At 67.7% G+C, this 18,488-nt stretch carries 18 protein-coding genes, 1 tRNA gene and 1 other RNA gene; 9 read left to right on the forward strand and 11 right to left on the reverse strand.

The genetic code is table 11. From position 1 onward, the window contains the following. The first annotated feature begins 8 nt into the window (after positions 1-8). Positions 9-641 (forward strand): sulfurtransferase-like selenium metabolism protein YedF, encoded by a 633-nt coding sequence (gene yedF / locus ACR4XJ_RS03265; RefSeq protein ID WP_434753866.1) that lies wholly within the window; start codon positions 9-11, stop codon positions 639-641. A gap of 551 nt (positions 642-1,192) precedes the next feature. Continuing rightward, entirely contained in the window at positions 1,193-1,948 is a 756-nt protein-coding gene (locus tag ACR4XJ_RS03270) for a pseudouridine synthase (RefSeq protein ID WP_434754308.1), read from the forward strand. Positions 1,949-2,120: 172 nt separating this feature from the next. On the opposite strand, the gene lolA is transcribed toward ACR4XJ_RS03270, so the two are convergent. The 4 genes from lolA to ACR4XJ_RS03290 all read right to left on the reverse strand — a co-directional run bounded on the left by lolA (position 2,121) and on the right by ACR4XJ_RS03290 (position 6,881). Next, on the reverse strand, positions 2,121-2,822 hold the full coding sequence (gene lolA / locus ACR4XJ_RS03275; protein WP_434753867.1) for an outer membrane lipoprotein chaperone LolA: 702 nt from the start codon (positions 2,820-2,822) through the stop codon (positions 2,121-2,123). Between the two features lie 86 nt (positions 2,823-2,908). Next, the gene (locus ACR4XJ_RS03280) at positions 2,909-5,632 is read right to left on the reverse strand and encodes a DNA translocase FtsK (protein WP_434753868.1); all 2,724 of its coding nucleotides are present in this window, start codon (positions 5,630-5,632) and stop codon (positions 2,909-2,911) included. A 164-nt stretch (positions 5,633-5,796) separates the two neighbouring features. Continuing rightward, positions 5,797-6,354, reverse strand: coding sequence for an elongation factor P (efp, locus tag ACR4XJ_RS03285; protein WP_167127613.1), 558 nt, complete (start codon positions 6,352-6,354; stop codon positions 5,797-5,799). 38 nt (positions 6,355-6,392) lie between these two features. After that, the gene (locus ACR4XJ_RS03290; RefSeq protein WP_434753869.1) at positions 6,393-6,881 is read right to left on the reverse strand and encodes a type II 3-dehydroquinate dehydratase; all 489 of its coding nucleotides are present in this window, start codon (positions 6,879-6,881) and stop codon (positions 6,393-6,395) included. Between the two features lie 267 nt (positions 6,882-7,148). Here ACR4XJ_RS03290 and yihA point away from each other — a divergent pair, with 267 nt between their 5' ends. After that, entirely contained in the window at positions 7,149-7,841 is a 693-nt protein-coding gene (gene yihA, locus ACR4XJ_RS03295; protein ID WP_434753870.1) for a ribosome biogenesis GTP-binding protein YihA/YsxC, read from the forward strand. 115 nt (positions 7,842-7,956) lie between these two features. Here the strand turns inward: yihA and ACR4XJ_RS03300 are convergent, their stop codons facing one another. The 3 genes from ACR4XJ_RS03300 to ACR4XJ_RS03310 are packed head-to-tail and all read right to left on the reverse strand — an operon-like array spanning position 7,957 to position 10,428. Next, the gene (locus ACR4XJ_RS03300; RefSeq protein WP_434753871.1) at positions 7,957-9,042 is read right to left on the reverse strand and encodes an LptF/LptG family permease; all 1,086 of its coding nucleotides are present in this window, start codon (positions 9,040-9,042) and stop codon (positions 7,957-7,959) included. Further along, a complete protein-coding gene (lptF, locus tag ACR4XJ_RS03305; protein ID WP_434754309.1) occupies positions 9,039-10,202 on the reverse strand; it encodes an LPS export ABC transporter permease LptF in 1,164 nt (387 codons plus the stop codon). The genes ACR4XJ_RS03300 and lptF overlap by 4 nt, the downstream gene beginning before the upstream one ends. Positions 10,203-10,230: 28 nt before the next feature. Further along, a complete protein-coding gene (locus ACR4XJ_RS03310; protein ID WP_434753872.1) occupies positions 10,231-10,428 on the reverse strand; it encodes a hypothetical protein in 198 nt (65 codons plus the stop codon). A gap of 358 nt (positions 10,429-10,786) precedes the next feature. Here ACR4XJ_RS03310 and ACR4XJ_RS03315 point away from each other — a divergent pair, with 358 nt between their 5' ends. The 3 genes from ACR4XJ_RS03315 to ACR4XJ_RS03325 all read left to right on the forward strand — a co-directional run bounded on the left by ACR4XJ_RS03315 (position 10,787) and on the right by ACR4XJ_RS03325 (position 12,574). Continuing rightward, positions 10,787-11,584 (forward strand): undecaprenyl-diphosphate phosphatase, encoded by a 798-nt coding sequence (locus tag ACR4XJ_RS03315; protein ID WP_434753873.1) that lies wholly within the window; start codon positions 10,787-10,789, stop codon positions 11,582-11,584. A 148-nt stretch (positions 11,585-11,732) separates the two neighbouring features. Next, positions 11,733-11,809, forward strand: a tRNA-Met gene (locus ACR4XJ_RS03320). 249 nt (positions 11,810-12,058) lie between these two features. After that, complete coding sequence (locus tag ACR4XJ_RS03325; RefSeq protein WP_434753874.1) at positions 12,059-12,574, forward strand: hypothetical protein; 516 nt, start codon at positions 12,059-12,061, stop codon at positions 12,572-12,574. Between the two features lie 154 nt (positions 12,575-12,728). Here ACR4XJ_RS03325 and ACR4XJ_RS03330 read toward each other — a convergent pair whose 3' ends face one another. The 3 genes from ACR4XJ_RS03330 to greA all read right to left on the reverse strand — a co-directional run bounded on the left by ACR4XJ_RS03330 (position 12,729) and on the right by greA (position 16,016). After that, positions 12,729-14,240 carry an L-lactate permease gene (locus tag ACR4XJ_RS03330; protein WP_434754310.1) on the reverse strand — a complete coding sequence of 504 codons (1,512 nt, stop codon included), beginning with the start codon at positions 14,238-14,240 and terminating at the stop codon, positions 12,729-12,731. Positions 14,241-14,640: 400 nt separating this feature from the next. Beyond that, positions 14,641-15,324, reverse strand: coding sequence for a phosphate signaling complex protein PhoU (phoU, locus tag ACR4XJ_RS03335; protein WP_434753875.1), 684 nt, complete (start codon positions 15,322-15,324; stop codon positions 14,641-14,643). Positions 15,325-15,533: 209 nt separating this feature from the next. Beyond that, positions 15,534-16,016, reverse strand: a complete 483-nt coding sequence (greA, locus tag ACR4XJ_RS03340; protein ID WP_434753876.1) for a transcription elongation factor GreA — start codon at positions 16,014-16,016, stop codon at positions 15,534-15,536. Positions 16,017-16,354: 338 nt separating this feature from the next. Between greA and ACR4XJ_RS03345 the strand changes: the two genes are divergently transcribed. Beyond that, a complete protein-coding gene (locus ACR4XJ_RS03345) occupies positions 16,355-16,549 on the forward strand; it encodes a hypothetical protein (protein WP_333507191.1) in 195 nt (64 codons plus the stop codon). Positions 16,550-16,579: 30 nt separating this feature from the next. Here ACR4XJ_RS03345 and ACR4XJ_RS03350 read toward each other — a convergent pair whose 3' ends face one another. Continuing rightward, on the reverse strand, positions 16,580-16,969 hold the full coding sequence (locus tag ACR4XJ_RS03350) for a hypothetical protein (protein WP_434753877.1): 390 nt from the start codon (positions 16,967-16,969) through the stop codon (positions 16,580-16,582). Between the two features lie 228 nt (positions 16,970-17,197). Between ACR4XJ_RS03350 and ACR4XJ_RS03355 the strand changes: the two genes are divergently transcribed. Both ACR4XJ_RS03355 and ssrA read left to right on the forward strand, forming a co-directional pair. Continuing rightward, complete coding sequence (locus ACR4XJ_RS03355) at positions 17,198-17,824, forward strand: hypothetical protein (RefSeq protein WP_434753878.1); 627 nt, start codon at positions 17,198-17,200, stop codon at positions 17,822-17,824. A gap of 219 nt (positions 17,825-18,043) precedes the next feature. After that, positions 18,044-18,396, forward strand: a transfer-messenger RNA (tmRNA) gene (gene ssrA / locus ACR4XJ_RS03360). The last annotated feature ends 92 nt before the right edge of the window (positions 18,397-18,488 follow it).

The following is an 18,488-nucleotide window of genomic DNA, read 5'->3' on the forward strand; positions in this document are numbered from 1 at the left end:
GGCTCACCATGCCAGAAATCGAACTGAACTGCCAGAATCTTCCCTGCCCCCAGCCCGTGCTGCGCTGCAAGCGCTGCCTTGACGAGCAATCGCCCGCATCGCTGGTGGTGGTCGTGGATAACCAGGCCGCGCGCGAGAACGTGACGCGTTTTCTGTCCACCCAGGGCTATGCCGTGCAGGCCGAGGACGCGGGCGACGGCCTGTGGCGGCTGCGCGGCGCGAAGGGCGACGCGCCCGCGCCCAATCCCGAGGACGACTGCGAGGTCTGCGAAGTGATGACCGAGGAACAGTTGCGCCGCATGGGCGAAAAGGTCGTGGTCTTCCTGACCTCCGACGTCATCGGCGGGGGCGATGACGCGCTGGGCGCCAAGCTGATGCAGAACTTCCTGGCCACCCTGCCCGAACTGGGCGCGGAACTGTGGCGCGTGGTCATGCTGAACGGCGCGGTGCGTCTTTCCGCCGCGGACAGCCCCGCCCTGCCCCACCTGAAGCGGCTGGAGGCGGCCGGGGCCACGGTGCTGGTCTGCGGCACTTGCCTTGACCATTTCGGGCTTCTGGAGCAAAAGGCCGTGGGCCAGACCACCAACATGCTCGACGTGGTCACCAGCCTGCAACTGGCCACCAAGATTATCCGGCCGTAACCGGCCGGGCGCGCGCCCGGCCCGGAGCAGGAATGCGCCCTGCTGCCGGTCCGCGCCGCGCAATCTGTCCGGGATGCCGTCCGGCGCGCCGCCGAAAGGATGCGCCGGGCGGTTTTCTTTGCCGGGCGACCGGGATAGACTGGGCGGGATGGATGCGGCGCGACCGGCCGCGCGTATGACAGCGCGTCTGGCTGCATGCCTCCCGGTCCGTCGAGCCTTCAGTCATCGTCATGCCCGCAGCTACCGTGGGGCGCATGCTCCCGAAACTTCAGCCCGCCGGAAGCCTTCCGGCCCGGAACCTCATGACCCAGCGTCGTCCGTCATCACCGTCCCGTCCCGTCAAGCCCTCGACCGGGCGTTCACAGCGTTCCGGGAGGCCCGCAGCCGCCCCTTCTCGCCCCGATTCCAGGCCCGGTGCAGCCCCCCATGGCCCGAAGGCGGGCCCCGAGGACTCCCGTGAGGAAATGCGTTCGGCATCCGACAGGCCCCGCCACGAGGCGGAACCGGCAACCGCCCGCCAGCCCGACGCGCAGGCAACGGCGGAACCGGTCATGCAGCCCGGCGAGGTGCGTCTGAACAAGGCCATTGCCGGTGCGGGCGTATGTTCGCGGCGTCAGGCGGACGACCTCATACAGCAGGGGGTGGTGCGGGTCAACGGCGAGGTGGTGGACACCCCCGGCGCGCGCGTGGTGCCCGGACGCGACCGCATCGAGGTGCGCGGGCAACTGCTGGAACTGGACGCCGCGCCTGCCGCGTTCACCTACGTGATGCTGCACAAGCCGGTGCAGGTGGTGTCCACAGTGCGCGACCCGCAGGGGCGGCCCACGGTGCTGGGCATCCTGCCGCCGGACCTGCGCGGCGGGCGGCTGTACCCCGTGGGCAGGCTGGACTATTTTTCCGAGGGGCTCCTGATTCTCACCGATGACGGCGACCTGACCAACCGGCTCACCCATCCCCGCTACCACCTGCCCAAGGTGTACCTGGTCAAGGTGCGCGGCCACGTGACCGAGGCCACCCTTACCCCCATGCGCCAGGGCATGACCCTGGCCGAGGGCGACCGTCTGGCCCCAGTGGACGTCCGCCTGCTCCAGTCGGACCGGCAGGCCAGCCTCATCGAGATGACCCTGCGCCAGGGGGTGAACCGCCAGGTTCGCCGGATGTGCCGCGACCTGGGCCTGACGGTGCTGCTGCTGCGGCGTATCAGGCAGGGGCCGCTGGAACTGGGCGAACTGCCCAAGGGCGCGGCCCGCCGCCTGACCCCGCACGAGGTGGCGGCACTGCGCCGCGCCGCCGGGCTTGAAGCGTAACCGTCTGTTTTACCCTGAAATGTAAACAACGCCTCCCGCGCTGATGCGGGAGGCGTTGGCATTTTCTCGAACTTCAAGTTGAACTTGAAATAAGAGTGTTCCCCGTGGGGGGAGAACTCCTGGGCTGTTGGCGATGCCCGGCGTCGCCAGCAGCCAGACGTACCGCGCGCCCCTAATTGAACAGCTGCTTTTCGGGCGACCCCTGCCTGGTCCGGTCCTCCACGTCCACGCCCTTGGGCGGCGTGAAGCGGAAGGCGCTATCCTGAACCCCGGCATCGGTGGCCAGGCTGTTCAGGGTGATGTCGTTCTCGTTGCCGTAGAAGTCGATGATCTTGGCGCGGCGGATCAGGTTGGTGGCCGGGTCCACCCACAGGAAGGCCTCGGTGAGTTGCGGAGTGGGCTCCTTGGGGTACATGTGCAGGCGGGCCATGCCGCTATCGTCGGCCTCCTCGGCCACGTCGAAGTCCTGCTCCAGCCTGGCCTGGCCGGTGATGACCTTGATGATGGACCGCGAGTCCTGCACCAGCTCCACCGGGTATTTGTAGGCCACCTCTTCGTCCGGCAGGTAGTTCCAGATTTCGTTGGCCGTCACCACCAGCAGTTCGGCGTGGGGGGCCTTGGTCTCCCAGCGCACCAGCAACGGCTTGCGGAATTGCAGGGTGCCCTGCCGGGTTTCCTTGGCCCCGCTTTCACGATGCAGCAGCACTTGGGTGAAGTCCGCCTTGAGGGTGGTGGTGGCGTCGTAGCGCTGCTGGAGCCGGTTGGTCAGTTCGCCCGCGGCCTGGGCCGGGACGGCCGCCAGCAGCGCGGCAAGGCAGAGCGCGCCAAGCCCGCAACGGCGGGCCACTGCACGGAGAGAAAGGGGACGCTTCACGGAATCCTCCTGTGAGGGATTGCTGTCGGGATGGAATGGCTTCAGGAGCGCGGCCTTGCGGCGATGCCTGCCCCGCGCCCCGTCTGCTACCGGATGACCATGCGCGGCTTGCTGCCGTCCGAGGGGCCGATGATGCCGTCGTGCTCCATCTGCTCCACGTAGCGCGCCGCCCGGTTGAACCCGATGCGGAAGCGCCGCTGGATCTGCGAGATGGACGCCTTGCCCTGGCCGATGACGAATTCCACGGCCTCGGCGTACATGGGGTCGTCGGAAAGATCGCCCCCGCCGTTGCCGTTGGCGCCGTCTCCCGTGCCCTCGTTGCCCCAGTCGGCGAAGTCCACCGTGTAGTTGGGGGCCTGCTGGCCCTTCCAGAACTCCACCACGGCGGCCACGTCGTCGTCGCCCACGAAGGCGCCGTGCAGCCGCTGCAACTTGCCGCCGCTGGGCTTGAAGAGCATGTCGCCCTTGCCCAGCAGGTGTTCCGCGCCCACGGTGTCGAGGATGGTGCGCGAATCGTGCTTGGAGGTGACCTGGAACGAGATGCGGCACGGGAAGTTGGCCTTGATGAGCCCGGTGACCACGTCCACGCTGGGCCGCTGGGTGGCCAGGATCATGTGGATGCCCGCCGCGCGCGCCAGCTGGGCAAGACGCACGATGCTGGTTTCCACGTCCTTGGCGGCGGTGAGCATGAGGTCGGCCAGTTCGTCGATGACGATGACCAGGTACGGCATGCGCTCCAGGTCCGCCAGTTCCGGCGGCAGGTCCGCGCCAAGGTCGGCCAGCTTCTGGTTGTACCCCGCGATGTTGCGCACAGCCAGCCGCGCCATGGCCTGATAGCGGCGGTCCATCTCCTGCACGGCCCAGTCCAGGGCGTTCTTGGCCAGGGCCATTTCCGTCACCACGGGGTGCACCAGGTGCGGCAGGTCGGCGTACACGGCAAGTTCGATGCGCTTGGGGTCCACCAGCAGCATCTGCACGTCTTCGGGGCGGGCCTTGTACAGGAAGCTGAGCAGGATGGAGTTCAGGCACACGCTCTTGCCCGCGCCGGTGGCCCCGGCCACCAGCAGGTGGGGCATGCGGGCCAGGTCCGCCACGGTGGCGTTGCCCGCGATGTCCTTGCCGATGGCCATGGTGAGCATGGACGGGGCCGAGCGGAAGGTGTCCGAGGCCAGCAGTTCCTTGAAGCACACGTTCTCGCGCGCCTCGTTGGGAATCTCGATGCCCACGGTGTCCGTGCCGGGGATGGGTGCCTGGATGCGCACGGCGATGGCCTTCAGCGCCAGCGCCAGGTCGTCGCTGAGGTTGGCGATGCGGCTCACCTTCACGCCGGGGGCGGGGCGCACCTCGAACATGGTGACCACCGGGCCGGGGGTGATGCGAGTCAGTTCGCCCTGCACGCCGAAGTCGGCCAGGCAGGTGATGACGCTCTGGCCTTTGGCCTCCAGCACCTGGCGGGCGGGCTTGGTGTCGCCGCCCGCCACGGAATGCAGCAGGTCGAGGCCGGGCAGCTTGCTGCGCGTCTTGCGGGGCCTGGGCGGCTTCACCGGAGCAGCGGGTTGCCCTTCGCGGGCCGGATCGTCGCCGAACGCGCCTTCCAGCCAGGTGGGGCCCGCCTCGCCGGCGGCGTAATCCACGAGGTCGTCGTTCATGCCGCCGGCCAGTTCATCGACAAGGTCGTCTCCAAGGCCCATGGCGCCGGGGCCGAATTCGCCCCCGGCAAAGGGATCGCCGACGCTGGCGCGGGCCCCCCTGCCCCCCTGCCCCTCCTGGTTGCCATGACCGCCAACGGCCGCGCCGGACACGACGGCTCCGTTGCCTCCGCCACGGCCCGCCTGCCGGGCGGCATCGTGCACGGCGTGGGCGTAGGCGTCGTCGTCTTCCAGCACGCGAGGGGACGTTTCCAGTCCACCGTCAGCGGGCCGGTACGGACGGGGCGTGCCCTGCACGCCGCGCCCGGCGGGCAGCGGCGCGGGGGTGACGTCCAGCACCTGGCCTTGTCTTGCCCCCCGCTTGCGGTTCCACAGGAACTGGAACACGCCCATGCCCGGCAGCTTCAGCCAACGGGAGGGGCGTGAGGGGCGGGATGCGTGAGCGGGTTCGGCGAGGCCGGTGGAATCGGGCAGGCCCTCGTCGCCCGCCACGATCACCGGGCGGGCGGCAGGTACTTCGGCCGCCGGACGAGGGGCGGCAAGTTCCAGTTTTGCGGCGGGCTTGGGCCGGGGCGTCAAACCTTCACGCAGTCCTTCAAGAATGCGACGGCCCATGGCCGGCCACGACAGGCCCAGCACCAGTTGCGCCGAGATCAGGAACAGGAACACCCACACCAGCGCCGAGCCGCGCGGGCTGAAATAGCGTGCCGCGAAATTGTGCAGGATGATGCCGAAGAAGCCGCCCCCGCCCACGTCGCCGACGGCCAGGTTCCAGCCCGCGCCCATGGTGGCCACGCAGGCGCCCAGCAGGATCAGCCCCAGCCAGCGCCACCACGGCACGTCAAAGGGAATGACCACGTAGCGCGCGCCGATGCCCATGAACCCGAACGGCCACAGGAAGGCGGAAAAACCGAAGAGATCCACCAGGATGCCGCCAAGGTACGACCCGAACAGCCCTGCGCTGTTGCGCACCTGCGCGGCATTGCTGACCACGTGGTTCAGGCTGGGGTCGCGGGCGTCGAAGGTGGCGAGGCTGAGCAAGAGCAGCAGCCCCCAGAAGATGAGGAAGAGCCCGAAAAGTTCGCGGGCCAGTTTGTTGCCGTCCGTGGCGGCACCCTCCTGATTGTCGCGGAATGCGTGTTGGCGCGGGGCGGCCCGCAAGGAAAAGGGATATGACCGTATCGGCCATATCCCTTACCGTACTCGAGAGGTCCCGTCCACAAGGCCCAGCCGCTCCGGACTGGCGGCCGTAGTCCCCTCCCCCCTTTCCCTCCAAACGGACAGGGGGGGAAATCGTCTCGTGGCGCGCCGCGCGCGGAACCGGGCTATTCGCGGCCCAGATATTCGCGGGTGCGGGTGTCGACCTTCACGCGGTCGCCGATGTTCACGAAGATGGGCACGCCGATGACGATGCCGGTCTCCAGCGTGGCGGGCTTGGTCACGTTGCTCACGGTGTCGCCCTTGGCGCCGGGCTCTGTGTCGGTCACTTCCAGCACCAGGGACACGGGCAGGTCGATGTCCAGCGGCTTGCCGTTGTACAGCAGCACGCGCACCTGCTGGGCTTCCTTGAGGAAACCGGCCTTGCCGTCGGTGGTGTCTTCCGCGATGTGCAGTTGTTCGTAGGTGGTCAGGTCCATGAACACGAGGTCGTCGCCTTCACGGTACAGGTACTGCATTTCGCGGGTTTCCATGTCGGGGCGGCCCACCTTTTCGCCGGAGCGGAAGGTGTTGTCCACCACGCGGTCGTTCAGCAGGTTGCGCAGCTTGGTGCGCACCATGGCCCCGCCCTTGCCGGGCTTGAAATGCTGGAACTCGACGATTTCGAAGGGCGTGCCGTCGATTTCGATCTTGAGCCCCTTCCTGAAATCGGTGGTCGAATACATGAAGCCTCCGGAATGATGTTCTGACTGGATATGCGGCCCTACACCGGGGTCGCGGCGTGCCGCCGGGCGTCCGACCGGTCCAGGTGCAGCACCAGCGACTGCACGGCAAGCGCGTAGCTGGTGATGCCGAACCCGGCCACCACGCCGATGACGTGGCGTCCGATGTAGCTCTTCTGGCGCAGCGGTTCAGAGCGCGCCAGCACGTTGCTGAGATGCACCTCGACGCAGGGCAGGCCGATCCAGGCCAGGCAGTCGGCCAGGGCAAGGCTGGTGTGGGTGTACGCGCCCGCGTTCAGCACCACGCCGTCCACTCCGTCGCGCCGGGCCTGTTCCAGCCGGTCGATGAGCGCGCCCTCGCCATTGGTCTGGAAGAATTCCAGTTCCACCTCGCCGGTACGCGCGCCCAGCACCTGCCCGACCAGGCCGGGCACGGCGTCCATGCCCACGCTGCCGTAGATGTCGGGCTGGCGCACGCCCAGCGCGCCCAGGTTGGGGCCGTTCAGCACCAGTATGCGGTAGCGGGCCATGCGGCGTCCTTTCCGAGGGTTGGCGGCGCGGGGGCCGGTTGCGGCGGAACGGGCGGGGCGGCCGGACTGGACACCATGCGCCCGCATCGGGTAACAGGATATTTTTTCCCAACGGCGGCCCGTTGTCAACAATGAAGCCGACGCCGGATTACGCATCCCGTCGGACCACGCATCCCGTCAGACCATGCGCCCGCCGACCGTCCCGCACGACGCCCCGCCGGGCCTACCCCCAGACACACGGCGCGCCCAGCGCCACCGGATACGACCATGCAGCCAGTGCTTGAACTTGAAGCCACCGTCTACACCCTGGAACAGATGCGCGCCTTCGATGCGCCGCAGATAGCCTTTGCCGGGCGCTCCAACGTGGGCAAATCGTCCCTGGTCAACGCCCTGGCCCGCCGCAAGGCGCTGGCCAAGATCAGCGGCACCCCCGGCAAGACGCGCTCCATCAACTACTACCGCGTGAAGCCGGACGGCTTCTACGTGGTGGACCTGCCCGGCTACGGCTACGCCAAGTGCAGCAAGGAAGAACGGCAGAAATGGGCCACGCTCATCGAGCGCTACCTGACCACCTGCCCCACCCTGAAGGCCCTTGCCGTGCTGCTGGACAGCCGCCTGGACCCGCAGCAACTGGACCTGGACCTGACCTCGTTCGCCCGCAAGAGCGGCATCACCCTGCTGCCGGTGCTGACCAAGGCCGACAAGTGCACCCAGCGCGAGCGCGCCGAGCGCCAGCGCCAGTGGCGCGACATCCTGGGGGGCATCGCCCCGCTGGTGGTGTCCGCCAAGACCGGCCTTGGCGTGGACAACCTGTGGGCCTCGTTGCGCAAGGTGGCCACCGTGGGCGAGGTGCGGGGTTCCGCCCTGCTGGACCCCTTCGGCAGCGCCAAACGCGACGTGCCGCTGGCGGATGGCGCCGCGCCCGACGCCCCCGCCAGGCACGAGGGACACGAGGGGTAGGCCAACCGCCCCGCCCCTGCCCGTCCCCCCTTCCTTTTTTCCGCGCACGCGAAACGCCCCGGCCATGCCATGCATGCCGGGGCGTCGTTCCTTCGTGCGCGTTGCCGTGGCCGGATCAACCGGCCTTGAAGCGCGGCTTCAGGTGCCAGGCCAGCCGGGCCGTGGCGATGGACAGGATCAGCGCGTCGGCCCCCCACGCGGCCAGCGGCGGCGGGACGATGCCCTTCTGGCCCAGCGTGCCGCCCACCGTGAACATGGTGTAGAACAGGAAGGTGATGACCAGGGCAAGGCCGATGCACAGGTAGATGTTGTCGCGCCAGGTCACCACGGCTGCGGCCACCACGGCCATGACCACCAGCGAGGCGGCGTAGGCCAGCTTCATGTGCCAGGCGGTGCGCACCCCTTCCACGTTGGAGCCCGATGCCGACAGCCGGTCGATGGCGTCGCCCAGTTGCCACAGGGGCAGCCGCGAGGGATCGGCGTTGCGTGCGGTGACCAGGAAGGCCTGCACGTCCTGCCGCAGGTGCAGGGACAGGGTGTCGTGGCGGGTGCTGAGGTAGCCCGTGGGGTCGAACACGGTCACGTCGCGCAGTTCCCAGTTCCCGTGGCTGGCCGTGAACGAACCGGCGCGGATCACGCGGGCGATGGACATGCCGTCGGACGACAGTTCATAGGCGGCAAGGCCGCTTCCCTGCCCCTTGGCGGGCACCACCTGGGCCAGGTTGACCACGTAGGGGCCGTCGGTGAACCACACGTTGCGCAGGGTGGCCGTGGCCTCGGTCTTGCCGCGCACGTCCTCGCTCCAGATGCGCGCCGCCTCCACCTCGCCCGAAACGCCGAGCACCTGGGAGAAGCCAAGCTGCACCACGGCCCAGACCACGCCGCAGAACACCAGGTTGCGGGCCACCCGCCCCAGCGAGATGCCGCCCGCCTGCAGGGCGATGAGTTCGCGCCCGCGCGACATGAGGCAGAGCTGGGCCAGGGTAGCCAGCAGGAACACGGCGGGCAGGATCTGCGAGATGATCAGCGGCGTCTTGGCCACGAAGTACCAGGCTGCCACGCCGAAGCCCACGCCCGCCTCCAGGAAGTCGTCCAGCCGGTCGAACAGGTCGGACAGGATGTACAGCCCGGTGCCGATGGCCAGGGTGGGCAGGATCAGCAACAGGTTGTTGCGGAACAGGTAGCGCGAAAGCAGGCTCATGCGGGCGCCCTTTTGCGCCGCAGGGCAAGGCGGCTGTGCGAGAACAGACTGACCACGGCGGGCGTGCGCTCGCGCGCGGCCAGCCGCAGGCCCCACAGGCCGGTGGCCAGGAACAGCGCGTTGGGCGTCCACAGGCCCACCACCGGCGGGATGGTGCCCGCCTCTCCCGTGGTCAGGCCGAACGAGAGCAGGCTGTAGTAGACCAGGAACATCAGCAGGGCCAGCACCACGCCGAACTGGCGGTGCAACCCTTCGAAGGCGCAGGCCAGCGGCATGGCGAACAGCCCCAGCACCAGACAGGCCGCCGGGAACACCCATCGCTTGTGCAGTTCCACGGCCACCTTGCGCAGGTACTTGTCGCCCAGCGAAGCCTTGGCCTCGTCCAGGGGCAATGCGCGCAACTGCGACCAGGACAGCTCCTTGGGCTTGATCTCGCCAAGGTCCAGCCCCTTGAACATCTGCCCCAGGTCGATGCGGACGACGTACTCGCCGAAGCCCAGCACGGAGACCTGCTGCCCCTCGGTCTTGTACAGGCGGCCGTTCTGGAGGCGGAACAGCAGTTCGCCGCGCGCCTCGTCGGTGGCGATGGCCCCGGTGGGCGCGAGGATGGTCAGGGTCGAATCCTTGTGCGAACGGTCCTCCACGATGACCTGCGACAGCGTGCTGTCGGCCGGGTCCACCTGGCGCGCGAACAGGGTAAGCCCCGGAATGTCCTTGTTGAACACGCCGGGCTGCACCACCACGCGGGCGCGGCTGTTGGCGATGTCCATGACCGTGGCCCGGAAGTTGGACATGCCCCAGGACAGCCCGTACAGCGAAATGCCCAGGGTTAGCAGGGTGCACAGCACGCAGAACAGCACGGGCGCGGCCAGCATCTGGTACAGGCTGACGCCGCCCGCCTTCAGGGCGATGAGTTCGCGGTCGGTGCTCATGCGCAGGAAGGTCAGAAACACGCTGAGCATGCACGCCACCGGCACCACCAGCAGCATGAAGAACGGGGTCAGGTAGACGAACAGCAGCACCGCATCGGCCAGCCCCAGGTCCAGCCCCAGGAACAGCTCGCGCAGTTGCAGGCCGCGGCCGATGAGCACCAGCGTGAGCAGCGAGCCCAGACAGAGCAGGAACAGGTGCAGCAGTTCGCCGAACAACTGGCGTTGCAGCAGGGTATTGAGAGGAAGACGCAGAGGATTATCCCTGTGTATGATCGGTGTGGCAGGAACGGAACAGGTCGAGGAGCATCTCGGTTTCCATGGGGCCGAGATTGAACCGCGCGCCCGCCTCGTCCACAAGGTCGGTCAGCGGGCACGAGGGCTGTTCGGCCCGGCGCTCGGCCACCCAGGCGGCGGCGCGCTTCACTAGTTCGCTGTGCGGAATGACGGTGGTCATGGCTTCCCCCTGGCGGATCGCCGAAGCGGATGTGCCGGAGCGGCCCGGCGATGTTCCGGCGCGGGCACCGTCTCCGCCCCCCGGACGGATGCCGGCCCCGAGGGCCGATGGTGCGTGGGCCGCCGCACGGGGCGGCCGTTCGCGCGGCGTGGAATCTACATCAACCCCGGCGGGGTTGCAACTCGGCGGCCCATGCGGTATCCCCGCGCAATCCGTGGCGTCCTTCCGTGTCCTTTCACGTCCTTTCATATCCTTTCACATCCGGACCGCGTCCCCCCGCATCCGGCCCACGCGGGACGCCCCGCCCGTCCACCCCGTTCACCCCAGCCGCGCGGCCGCCCCGGGCCGAAAGCCATCCATGCACGACATCCTCTCCGCCGTCATCCTCGGCATCGTCGAAGGGCTGACCGAATTCCTGCCGGTGTCCTCCACCGGGCACCTAATCATCGCGGGCGACCTGCTGGGCTTCACCGGGCCCAAGGCGGCCACCTTCGAGGTGGCCATCCAGCTCGGGGCCATTCTGGCCGTGGTGGTGCTGTACTGGGACCGCTTCTGGGGCCTGCTGCGGCCGAAGCCGTACGTGCGCTTCGCCGGGATGCGCGGCATCGTGCTGCTGGGCATCACCTCGCTGCCCGCCAGCCTGCTGGGCCTTGCCACGCACCATTACATCAAGGAACACCTGTTCAGCCCGGCCACCGTGGCCCTGGCCCTGGCCGTGGGGGCCGTGGCCATGCTGCTGGTGGAGCGGCGCAGGCACCGCCCCGTCTACATGGACCTGGACGACATGACCCCCGCCCTGGCCCTGGGCATCGGCCTGTTCCAGTGCCTGGCGCTGTGGCCGGGCTTCTCGCGTTCCGCCGCCACCATCATGGGCGGCATGCTGCTGGGCGCCCGGCGCGGCCTGGCCGCCGAATACTCGTTCATCGCGGCGGTGCCCATCATGTTCGCGGCCACCGGCTACGACCTGCTGAAGAGCCATGCCCTGTTCACCGCGGCGGACCTGCCCTTCTTCGCCACCGGGTTCGTGGTGTCGTTCCTTTCCGCGTGGGTGGCCGTGAAGGTGTTCATCGGGCTCATGGGCCGGGTGACCCTGGCGCCCTTCGCCTGGTACCGGCTGGCCGTGGCCCCGCTGGTGTTCTGGTTCATGGTCAACTGACGCGGGGGCTGCGGGCGCAACGCCCTGGCGGGCGCGAATTGCAGGGGCTTTTTCTAGAAGTCTCCAAAAAACGCTTGCCAAGGCACCCCGTGTCCGGTAGAGAAACCATCCGTCGCAACGGGAACGACCCCCGTGCGGCGCTGGACTTGGCAAGGTAGCTCAGTTGGTTAGAGCATGCGGTTCATACCCGCAGTGTCGGGGGTTCAAATCCCTCCCTTGCTACCAGGATTACAAGAGGCCCTGCGCATGCGGGGCCTTTTTCATTCATTGTCATCGCGCTCAACGCCCTCTTGCTGCGGGAACTGTTTTTCGGTTAGAGCTACGCGTCGCCGGCGGATGGAACGCCGGAAAGACGTCTCCCGCACCAGCATGTTCAACGGAATGGGCGCCAGCTTGACCTACGACAACACTCCCGCTCGCCGCAGGCCCGACGCCCCCCTTGCCCCCGCTGGCCGCAAGGCTCCCGGAAGCCCCATGCACAAGTGGATACGCCTCGCCTTCGAACTGCTGCCCCTGCAGGTCTTCGCCATCGCCTCGCGCCTTGCGGGCGACGACCCCGGCCGGGAACTGCTGCCCTACGGCCTCGGCGCGTTGAGCGCGGCACTGTGCATGGCCGTGCTGCTGTGGCGGCGCGTGCTGCTGGACCGGCTGCTGCTGGGGGTGAACATCTCCATCATGCTCGGGGGGCTCGGCCTGTACACCCGCACGCCGGGGCTGGCGCACATGCTGGCCGACCTGCGCGCGGCGGGGGTGTTCGTGATCATCCTGCTCACGGCGGGGGTGACCTACCTGGCCCGGCCCAGCGCCCTGCTGGACATGCCCTCGGGCAACGTGGAGCCATGGGACCGCTACATGCTCTACGCCACCTTCGCCGCCTTCGTGCTGGCCTTCATGACCCGCTCGCAGCCGCTGATCTCCGGCATGCTGCTGGCGGCGCTGTTCATCGTGCGCGGCAGCCTGCAACAGGCCGCCCACAACGCGCGCCAGTAGGACCACCCCCTCCCCGCGCCCGAAAGGGCTGCTGCCCCATCACGGCCGTTCTTCCCGTCGGAGACCGGCCGTTTCCTGTTCCCTTTCCCACGGCACAACGAAAAGGGGGGCGTCCGAAGACGCCCCCCTCGCAGGGTCGGCGGAATGGCCGGGCCTACAGCAGGTGCAGGTACGGAATGGCCACGTAGACCAGCGTGCCGAGCACGATGACGTAGCCCGCGCACACGGCCAGGGTGCGGTTCATGATGCGCCCTTCGCAGCCGGTGAGGCCGGTGGCCGCAGTGGCCACGGCGATGGACTGGGGCGAGATCATCTTTCCGGCGGTGGCGCCCGCGGCAGAGGCGGAGACGATCCAGGCGCTGTCGATGCTGATGCGGTTGGCCACTTCCATCTGCAACTGGCCGAAGAGCACGTTGGACGAGGTGTCGCTGCCGGTGACGAAGGTGCCCAGCGCGCCCAGCAGCGGCGAGATGAACGGGAAGTAGCTGCTGGTGGAATCGGCCACGGCGATGGCGATGGTGTTGATCATGCCGCTGGCGGCCATGACCTTGGCCAGGGCCACGATGGAGACCACGGTGATGCCCGAGTACACCAGCTTCCTGGCGGTGCTGCCGAGCACGCCGGTGATCTCGCGCACCTTCACGCCCTGGATCATGCCGCCGATGTAGGTGGCGATGATGATCAGCGCGCCGGGGGTGGCGATCCACTTGAAGGTGAAGGGAGTGTCGCCGTAGATGCGCACGGTGGTCTTCACGGCGCCCAGGGCGTCGCGGATGGCCGGGAACAGGTTGCTGCACAGGATGATGAACGCGAACACCAGGATGTACGGCAGCCAGGCCTTTACCTTTTCGGCGGCGGGGATGGGGGCGACCTCGGCGGCGGTGTCGCGGTGGAACAGGCGGGCCCAGACGATGGTGGCGATCATGCTGCACACGCTGCCGATGAGGCACGGCAGTTCCGCGCCCATGTACTTGGCGGTGTACAACTGCGGAAAGGCGAAGGCCAGGCCGGAAACCAGGGTGGCCCAGAACACCCCCCTGATGCCCTTGAACCCGGCGGTGAGGATGATCAGCAGGTAGGTGATCAGGATGATGAACACGAACAGCTGCAACGCGGTGTAGTAGCTGATGGTCTCCACCGGCAGGCCGGTGACGCCCGCCATGGTCACGATGGGAATGCCGATGGCCCCGAAGGCCGTGGGCACGGTGTTGGCCACCAGGCAGATCACCGCGGCGAACATGGGCTGGAAGCCCATGGCGGCCAAGATGCTGGCGGGAATGGCCACGGCGGTGCCGTACCCGGCCACCCCTTCGAGAAAGCCGCCGAAGCCCCAGGCCACGATGAGCACCAGCAGGCGCTTGTCGGTGGTGATGGACGAGAGCATGCGGGTGATCACGTCCATGCTGCCGGTGTGGCGGGCAAGGTTGTAGGTGAACACGGCCGCGATGATCACGATCATGATGGGCCACAGCGCCATGGCGGCGCCTTCCAGCGCGGCGGAAAGGGCCATGAAGGCGGGCATCTTCCACCAGCCGAACACGGCCAGGGCCAGCGTGCAGACCAGCGTGAGCGCACAGGTGCGGTAGGCGGGCAGCTTGAGCACGACGAGCGAGAAGATCAGCCAGACGATGGGGGCGAGCGCCGCCGCCAGTTGCAGATAATCCATGGACGCCATTGTGGGATGCACCTCCGAAGTGGGCGTTCACACCACCCGGCACTTCCTCACGCCGCGCCGGATGAATTGGTTGCTCAGACAATGAGCGGCTTGGTAGCACTTCGACCCGGCAGCGTCAAGATTCGGGGTGGGGAGTTGCAATGAAGCTGCGTCGCATGCGCGAGGTGCAGTGGCACACTCGGCGTGCGACGTGCACGCGATAGAAAAATGAAAGATGCATTTCACAGCATATGCGACAGGATATGCCGTCCATGAATGTCATGTTGCGGAAATATGCTTCATAAACAGGAACGGCTTCGGATGCCATGCATCCAAAGCCGTTCCATGACGGATGTCGTGTGCGGTGTTATCGGGAATCAGCACGCGCATGGCGTGCCGCGATGCGAAAACATCATGCGTTGCAATCGTCTTCGAAGTGGCTGTGCTTGGCGTTGACCCCGCGCACGGCGAAAAACACGCTTTCGCCGATGTTGGTGGAAAGGTCTCCGATGCGTTCCAGCCGGCGGCAGATGATCAGGAACGACAGCGCCGCCTCGATCTTGTCGGGGGTGGTCTTCATGTACTGGATGACCTTGAGGGTAAGCTGGCGCAGCGCGCAGTCCACGCCCTCGTCCAGTTCGGCCAGCCTGCGGCCCAGGTCGGCGTCCATGTCCACCACGCTTTGCACGGCCTGATGCACCATGTTGCGCACCAGCGGCACGTACGCCTTGAAGTCCTCGTCGAAGGGCAGCGGCGGCAGGGCCACCAGCGGCATGGTGCGTTCGGCGATGTTGGCGGCCTCGTCGGCCATGCGCTCTATGTCGTTGGCGATGCGCATGGTGGCCAGCACGGTGCGCAGGTCCTGGGCCAGCGGGCTTTCGCGGGCCAGCAGGCGCATGCCCATTTCGTCGATGCAGGTTTCCATTTCGTTGATGGCGTGGTCGTGGGAGGCCACGGACCATGCTCTGGCCTCGTCGCGCTGGCAGTAGGCTTCGATGCAGCTGTCGATGGCCTGCTCCACCGTGGCGAGCATGGCCAGCAGCTTGTGGCGCAAGGCGTCGAGACGGTCGGTGGTCAGGTTCCTGGCGTTGGCCATGGCGCGCTCCTTCCGTTGCCGGGCCACATTCCGGATGCGGACCCGCATGTGCATTCTTTCACGTGGATCATGCCATCTTTCCGGACGGGGCGAAACCCCCTCCCCGCCTGTTTCCCCGGGGCGCCTGTGGCGGGGGGGGCCGCCACCGTGAACGGAAACGCCCCGGCGGTGGGCCGGGGCGTCGGTGCAGGCGTATGGCGGGCCCGGCGCTAGCGGCGCACACCCTCGAAGGCGATGGAGATGATCTCGTAGCTGATGCGGCCGCGCGGGGCCTCCACCACGATCTCGTCGCCTTCTTCCTTGCCCAGCAGCGCACGCGCCACCGGCGAAAGCACGGAAATGGAGCCCTGGGCGTAGTCCGCCTCGTCCGGGCCGAGCAGCGTGTAGCGCCTAGCCTCGCCGCTGTCGAGATCCTCGATCTCCACGGTGGCGCCGAACATCACCTTGTCGCCGGACAGGGAGTCCAGGTCGATGACGTTGAACTGGGCCATGCGCGATTCGATGTATGCGATGCGGGCTTCGAGCATGCCCTGGCGTTCGCGGGCGGCGTCGTACCCGGCGTTTTCGCGCAGGTCGCCCTCTTCGCGGGCTTCCTTGATGGCCTGGATGACCGCCGGGCGTTCCGACTTCAGGCGTTCCAGTTCCTTCTTCAGTCGTTCGTAGCCTTCGGTGGAGATGGGGATGCTGCTCATGCTCGTTCCTTGCGATATCTGGGCATGGTCTGTTGCCGGGCAAAAAGAAAGTGTCCCGCCGTCGGGGCAAACCCCGCGCAGCGGCACAGTTCGGCGCCGCCATCCGGCGGCACGTCAGTTAATATAGGCCAGCCGGGCGCGCCGGTCAAGATGCCGGAAACCCGGATCACGCGCCGCTCCGCCGCCAGCCCCGCAACCGGGCGGGACGACTGGGCCGCTTGGCCGGCCGGGGTTGACCGCGCGCCGGACCTGCTGCATCGTCAGCATGGACCATCCCCCCGAACACGGGTGCCGCGCGCCTGCCGCGCTGCCCGGCACCGCACATCCCGGAGGCCGCCATGCCCGAGTACACCACCACCCTGCTGATCCGTGGCGAGGAATGCGACTACGACCCCGAGGAACACCTGGCCCGCATCCCCTGCGAGAACTGCGGCCACGTCAACGAAGTGGAGGTGTGGACCGACGATGCCGGGGCGGCGGACTTTTCCGGCTTTGCCTGCGAGAATTGCGGGCATTGGAACGGCCCCGGCTAGGGGTGTCTCCAACCTGATGTGGGGCCCCCTTCAGGGCATGGTCACCTCGCGGTTGTATTCGCGCACGGCCTTGTCGATCTTGCCCTGGATGATCTCGATATCCGCGCGGGCGCGCCGCACGTAGGCATCCACGCAGGCCCGGTAGGCGCCCATCTTCTGCCGGTACAGGTCCCATTCCCAGGCCTTGTCCCCCGCAAAGGGGCGCATGGGCGAGGTGCACTGCGCGTCGGGGTAGTCGCCCCCCAACTGGGTGGCCTCCGCCCGCGCGGACGTTGGCAGGCCGCCTAGTAGCGCGGTCCCCAGGGCCAGGCACAACAGCGCCGCCGCTGCGCGTCCCGCGCGGCCTGCGCAGCCGGTGCCGCCGGGGCGTCCGGCGTGGCTGCCGGTCATGTCGTTCGTCGTCATGTCGTTGTCCAGCATGGCGTTCTCCTGCCGTGGCCCGCATGTGGCGGAGCCCCGGTCTTTCCCGCAGATTCTGGCAAAAGCCCCGCCCCTGTCAACGTATCGGAGCGCCCTGTTCCGCAGGCGTCCCGGCGCCCTGCCCTTCGCCATGGGGCGTGCTTCCCGCACGCGCCGCAGGCTGGCACCGATCTTGCTCATTTCCGCCCCAGACACGGGAAGGGAAATTTCTGCACGACGGAGGCGGGCGTGGCCATAGACGGCATCTACAACAATCTCGGCAGCATGATGGTTGTCCACCGCACCACGGGACAGGACGCCGATGCAGGACGCGCCGCGTCCGGGGCCGAGCAGGCGCAGACGGCGGACGGCGGCCTTGCGCGCCTGACCGACAGCGCCAGCCTTTCCGCGCTGAGTCCCAAGCTGCGGTCCACGCTGGAAGATATTTCCGAGCGCGGCGGCAACGTGCTGGAAACGCTGGAACAGAACGTCGCGGACCTCCAGGAGGGGTTTCTGGACACCCTTTCCGCCCGGCTGGACGAGGCCGGGGTGTCGCTGAACGAAAAGCTGACTCTGTCCATGGATGACGAGGGGGCGCTGTCCGTGCTGGGCGACCACCCGGACAAGGCGCGCATCCAGCAGACCCTGTCCGGCGCGCCAGAGCTCTCTTCCGCCTTCGGGGAACTGGCCTCGCAGTCGGAGATCATCCGCGACATCCGCAACCTGCGCCGGGTGGTCACCGCGCGCGTGGGCGCGGCCGCCTACGACGCCGTGGACGCGGCGACGGCGGACGGCGCATCCGAAGGGGCCGCATCCGCCTACCGGGTCAGCCTGAAGGGGGCCATGTCGCACTTCTATTTCGGCAGAAACGCCTAGCCGCCCTGCCCTGCGGGCGCGCATCCCTTGCCACCGGGCGCGAAAGCCCGTATAGCCCCTGTTCCGGTCGGGCTGGGGAAGCGGGCGCAACTCGCCAGGCGCGTATGCCCCGCGACACCTTGCCTTTGCCGGAGACGGCATTATCATATGCGAAGCGGGATGGTGGCCCGCACCGCATCACGGCACGACACGCCGTTCGCCGGACACCGCCGTACGTACGGGGGCGCCCTGGTTTCGACGGGGATGTGGAAGCCGGAACTGCAGGCCGAGGCGCCGCTGGCCTCGTAAAAAGCGGCACCAAAAGTAATTGCCAACAATTACGAATACGCTCTGGCTGCCTAATTAGTGGCCACGCCGAACCGTCCGACGCCCGATACGTCGGCGAGGTGTAACTTCATCGGGCTGGCATCCAAGGGCGCTCGCCGCTGCGGATGTAAGAACTACAGGTGAGCTGGTCTAGGGCCGCCCGGTCGGGGGCCAAGCCCGTGACGACAATTGTTCCCGACATAAGCCTGTAGACGTTTCGCGTGGAATGTTCTCGGACGCGGGTTCGATTCCCGCCGCCTCCACCAATTTGGAAGAAAGCCTTACTTTTCAGCAACGTGCTGTCTAGTAAGGCTTTTTTCTTTGGTCTGCTCCACCTGTGTGTTACAGTGGAGGTATG

It is taken from the genome of Nitratidesulfovibrio sp. D1 (assembly GCF_051133415.1).
Taxonomy (GTDB): Bacteria; Desulfobacterota; Desulfovibrionia; order Desulfovibrionales; family Desulfovibrionaceae; genus Cupidesulfovibrio.

What these genes read in the sequence shown, in the direction of transcription:
- yedF (WP_434753866.1), top strand. Translation starts at nt 9, where the DNA reads ATGCCAGAAATCGAACTGAACTGCCAGAATCTTCCCTGCCCCCAGCCC.
- ACR4XJ_RS03270 (WP_434754308.1), top strand. Translation starts at nt 1,193, where the DNA reads ATGCAGCCCGGCGAGGTGCGTCTGAACAAGGCCATTGCCGGTGCGGGC.
- efp (WP_167127613.1), bottom strand. Translation starts at nt 6,354, where the DNA reads ATGTATTCGACCACCGATTTCAGGAAGGGGCTCAAGATCGAAATCGAC.
- ACR4XJ_RS03290 (WP_434753869.1), bottom strand. Translation starts at nt 6,881, where the DNA reads ATGGCCCGCTACCGCATACTGGTGCTGAACGGCCCCAACCTGGGCGCG.
- yihA (WP_434753870.1), top strand. Translation starts at nt 7,149, where the DNA reads ATGCAGCCAGTGCTTGAACTTGAAGCCACCGTCTACACCCTGGAACAG.
- ACR4XJ_RS03300 (WP_434753871.1), bottom strand. Translation starts at nt 9,042, where the DNA reads ATGAGCCTGCTTTCGCGCTACCTGTTCCGCAACAACCTGTTGCTGATC.
- ACR4XJ_RS03310 (WP_434753872.1), bottom strand. Translation starts at nt 10,428, where the DNA reads ATGACCACCGTCATTCCGCACAGCGAACTAGTGAAGCGCGCCGCCGCC.
- ACR4XJ_RS03315 (WP_434753873.1), top strand. Translation starts at nt 10,787, where the DNA reads ATGCACGACATCCTCTCCGCCGTCATCCTCGGCATCGTCGAAGGGCTG.
- ACR4XJ_RS03325 (WP_434753874.1), top strand. Translation starts at nt 12,059, where the DNA reads ATGCACAAGTGGATACGCCTCGCCTTCGAACTGCTGCCCCTGCAGGTC.
- ACR4XJ_RS03330 (WP_434754310.1), bottom strand. Translation starts at nt 14,240, where the DNA reads ATGGATTATCTGCAACTGGCGGCGGCGCTCGCCCCCATCGTCTGGCTG.
- phoU (WP_434753875.1), bottom strand. Translation starts at nt 15,324, where the DNA reads ATGGCCAACGCCAGGAACCTGACCACCGACCGTCTCGACGCCTTGCGC.
- greA (WP_434753876.1), bottom strand. Translation starts at nt 16,016, where the DNA reads ATGAGCAGCATCCCCATCTCCACCGAAGGCTACGAACGACTGAAGAAG.
- ACR4XJ_RS03345 (WP_333507191.1), top strand. Translation starts at nt 16,355, where the DNA reads ATGCCCGAGTACACCACCACCCTGCTGATCCGTGGCGAGGAATGCGAC.
- ACR4XJ_RS03350 (WP_434753877.1), bottom strand. Translation starts at nt 16,969, where the DNA reads ATGCTGGACAACGACATGACGACGAACGACATGACCGGCAGCCACGCC.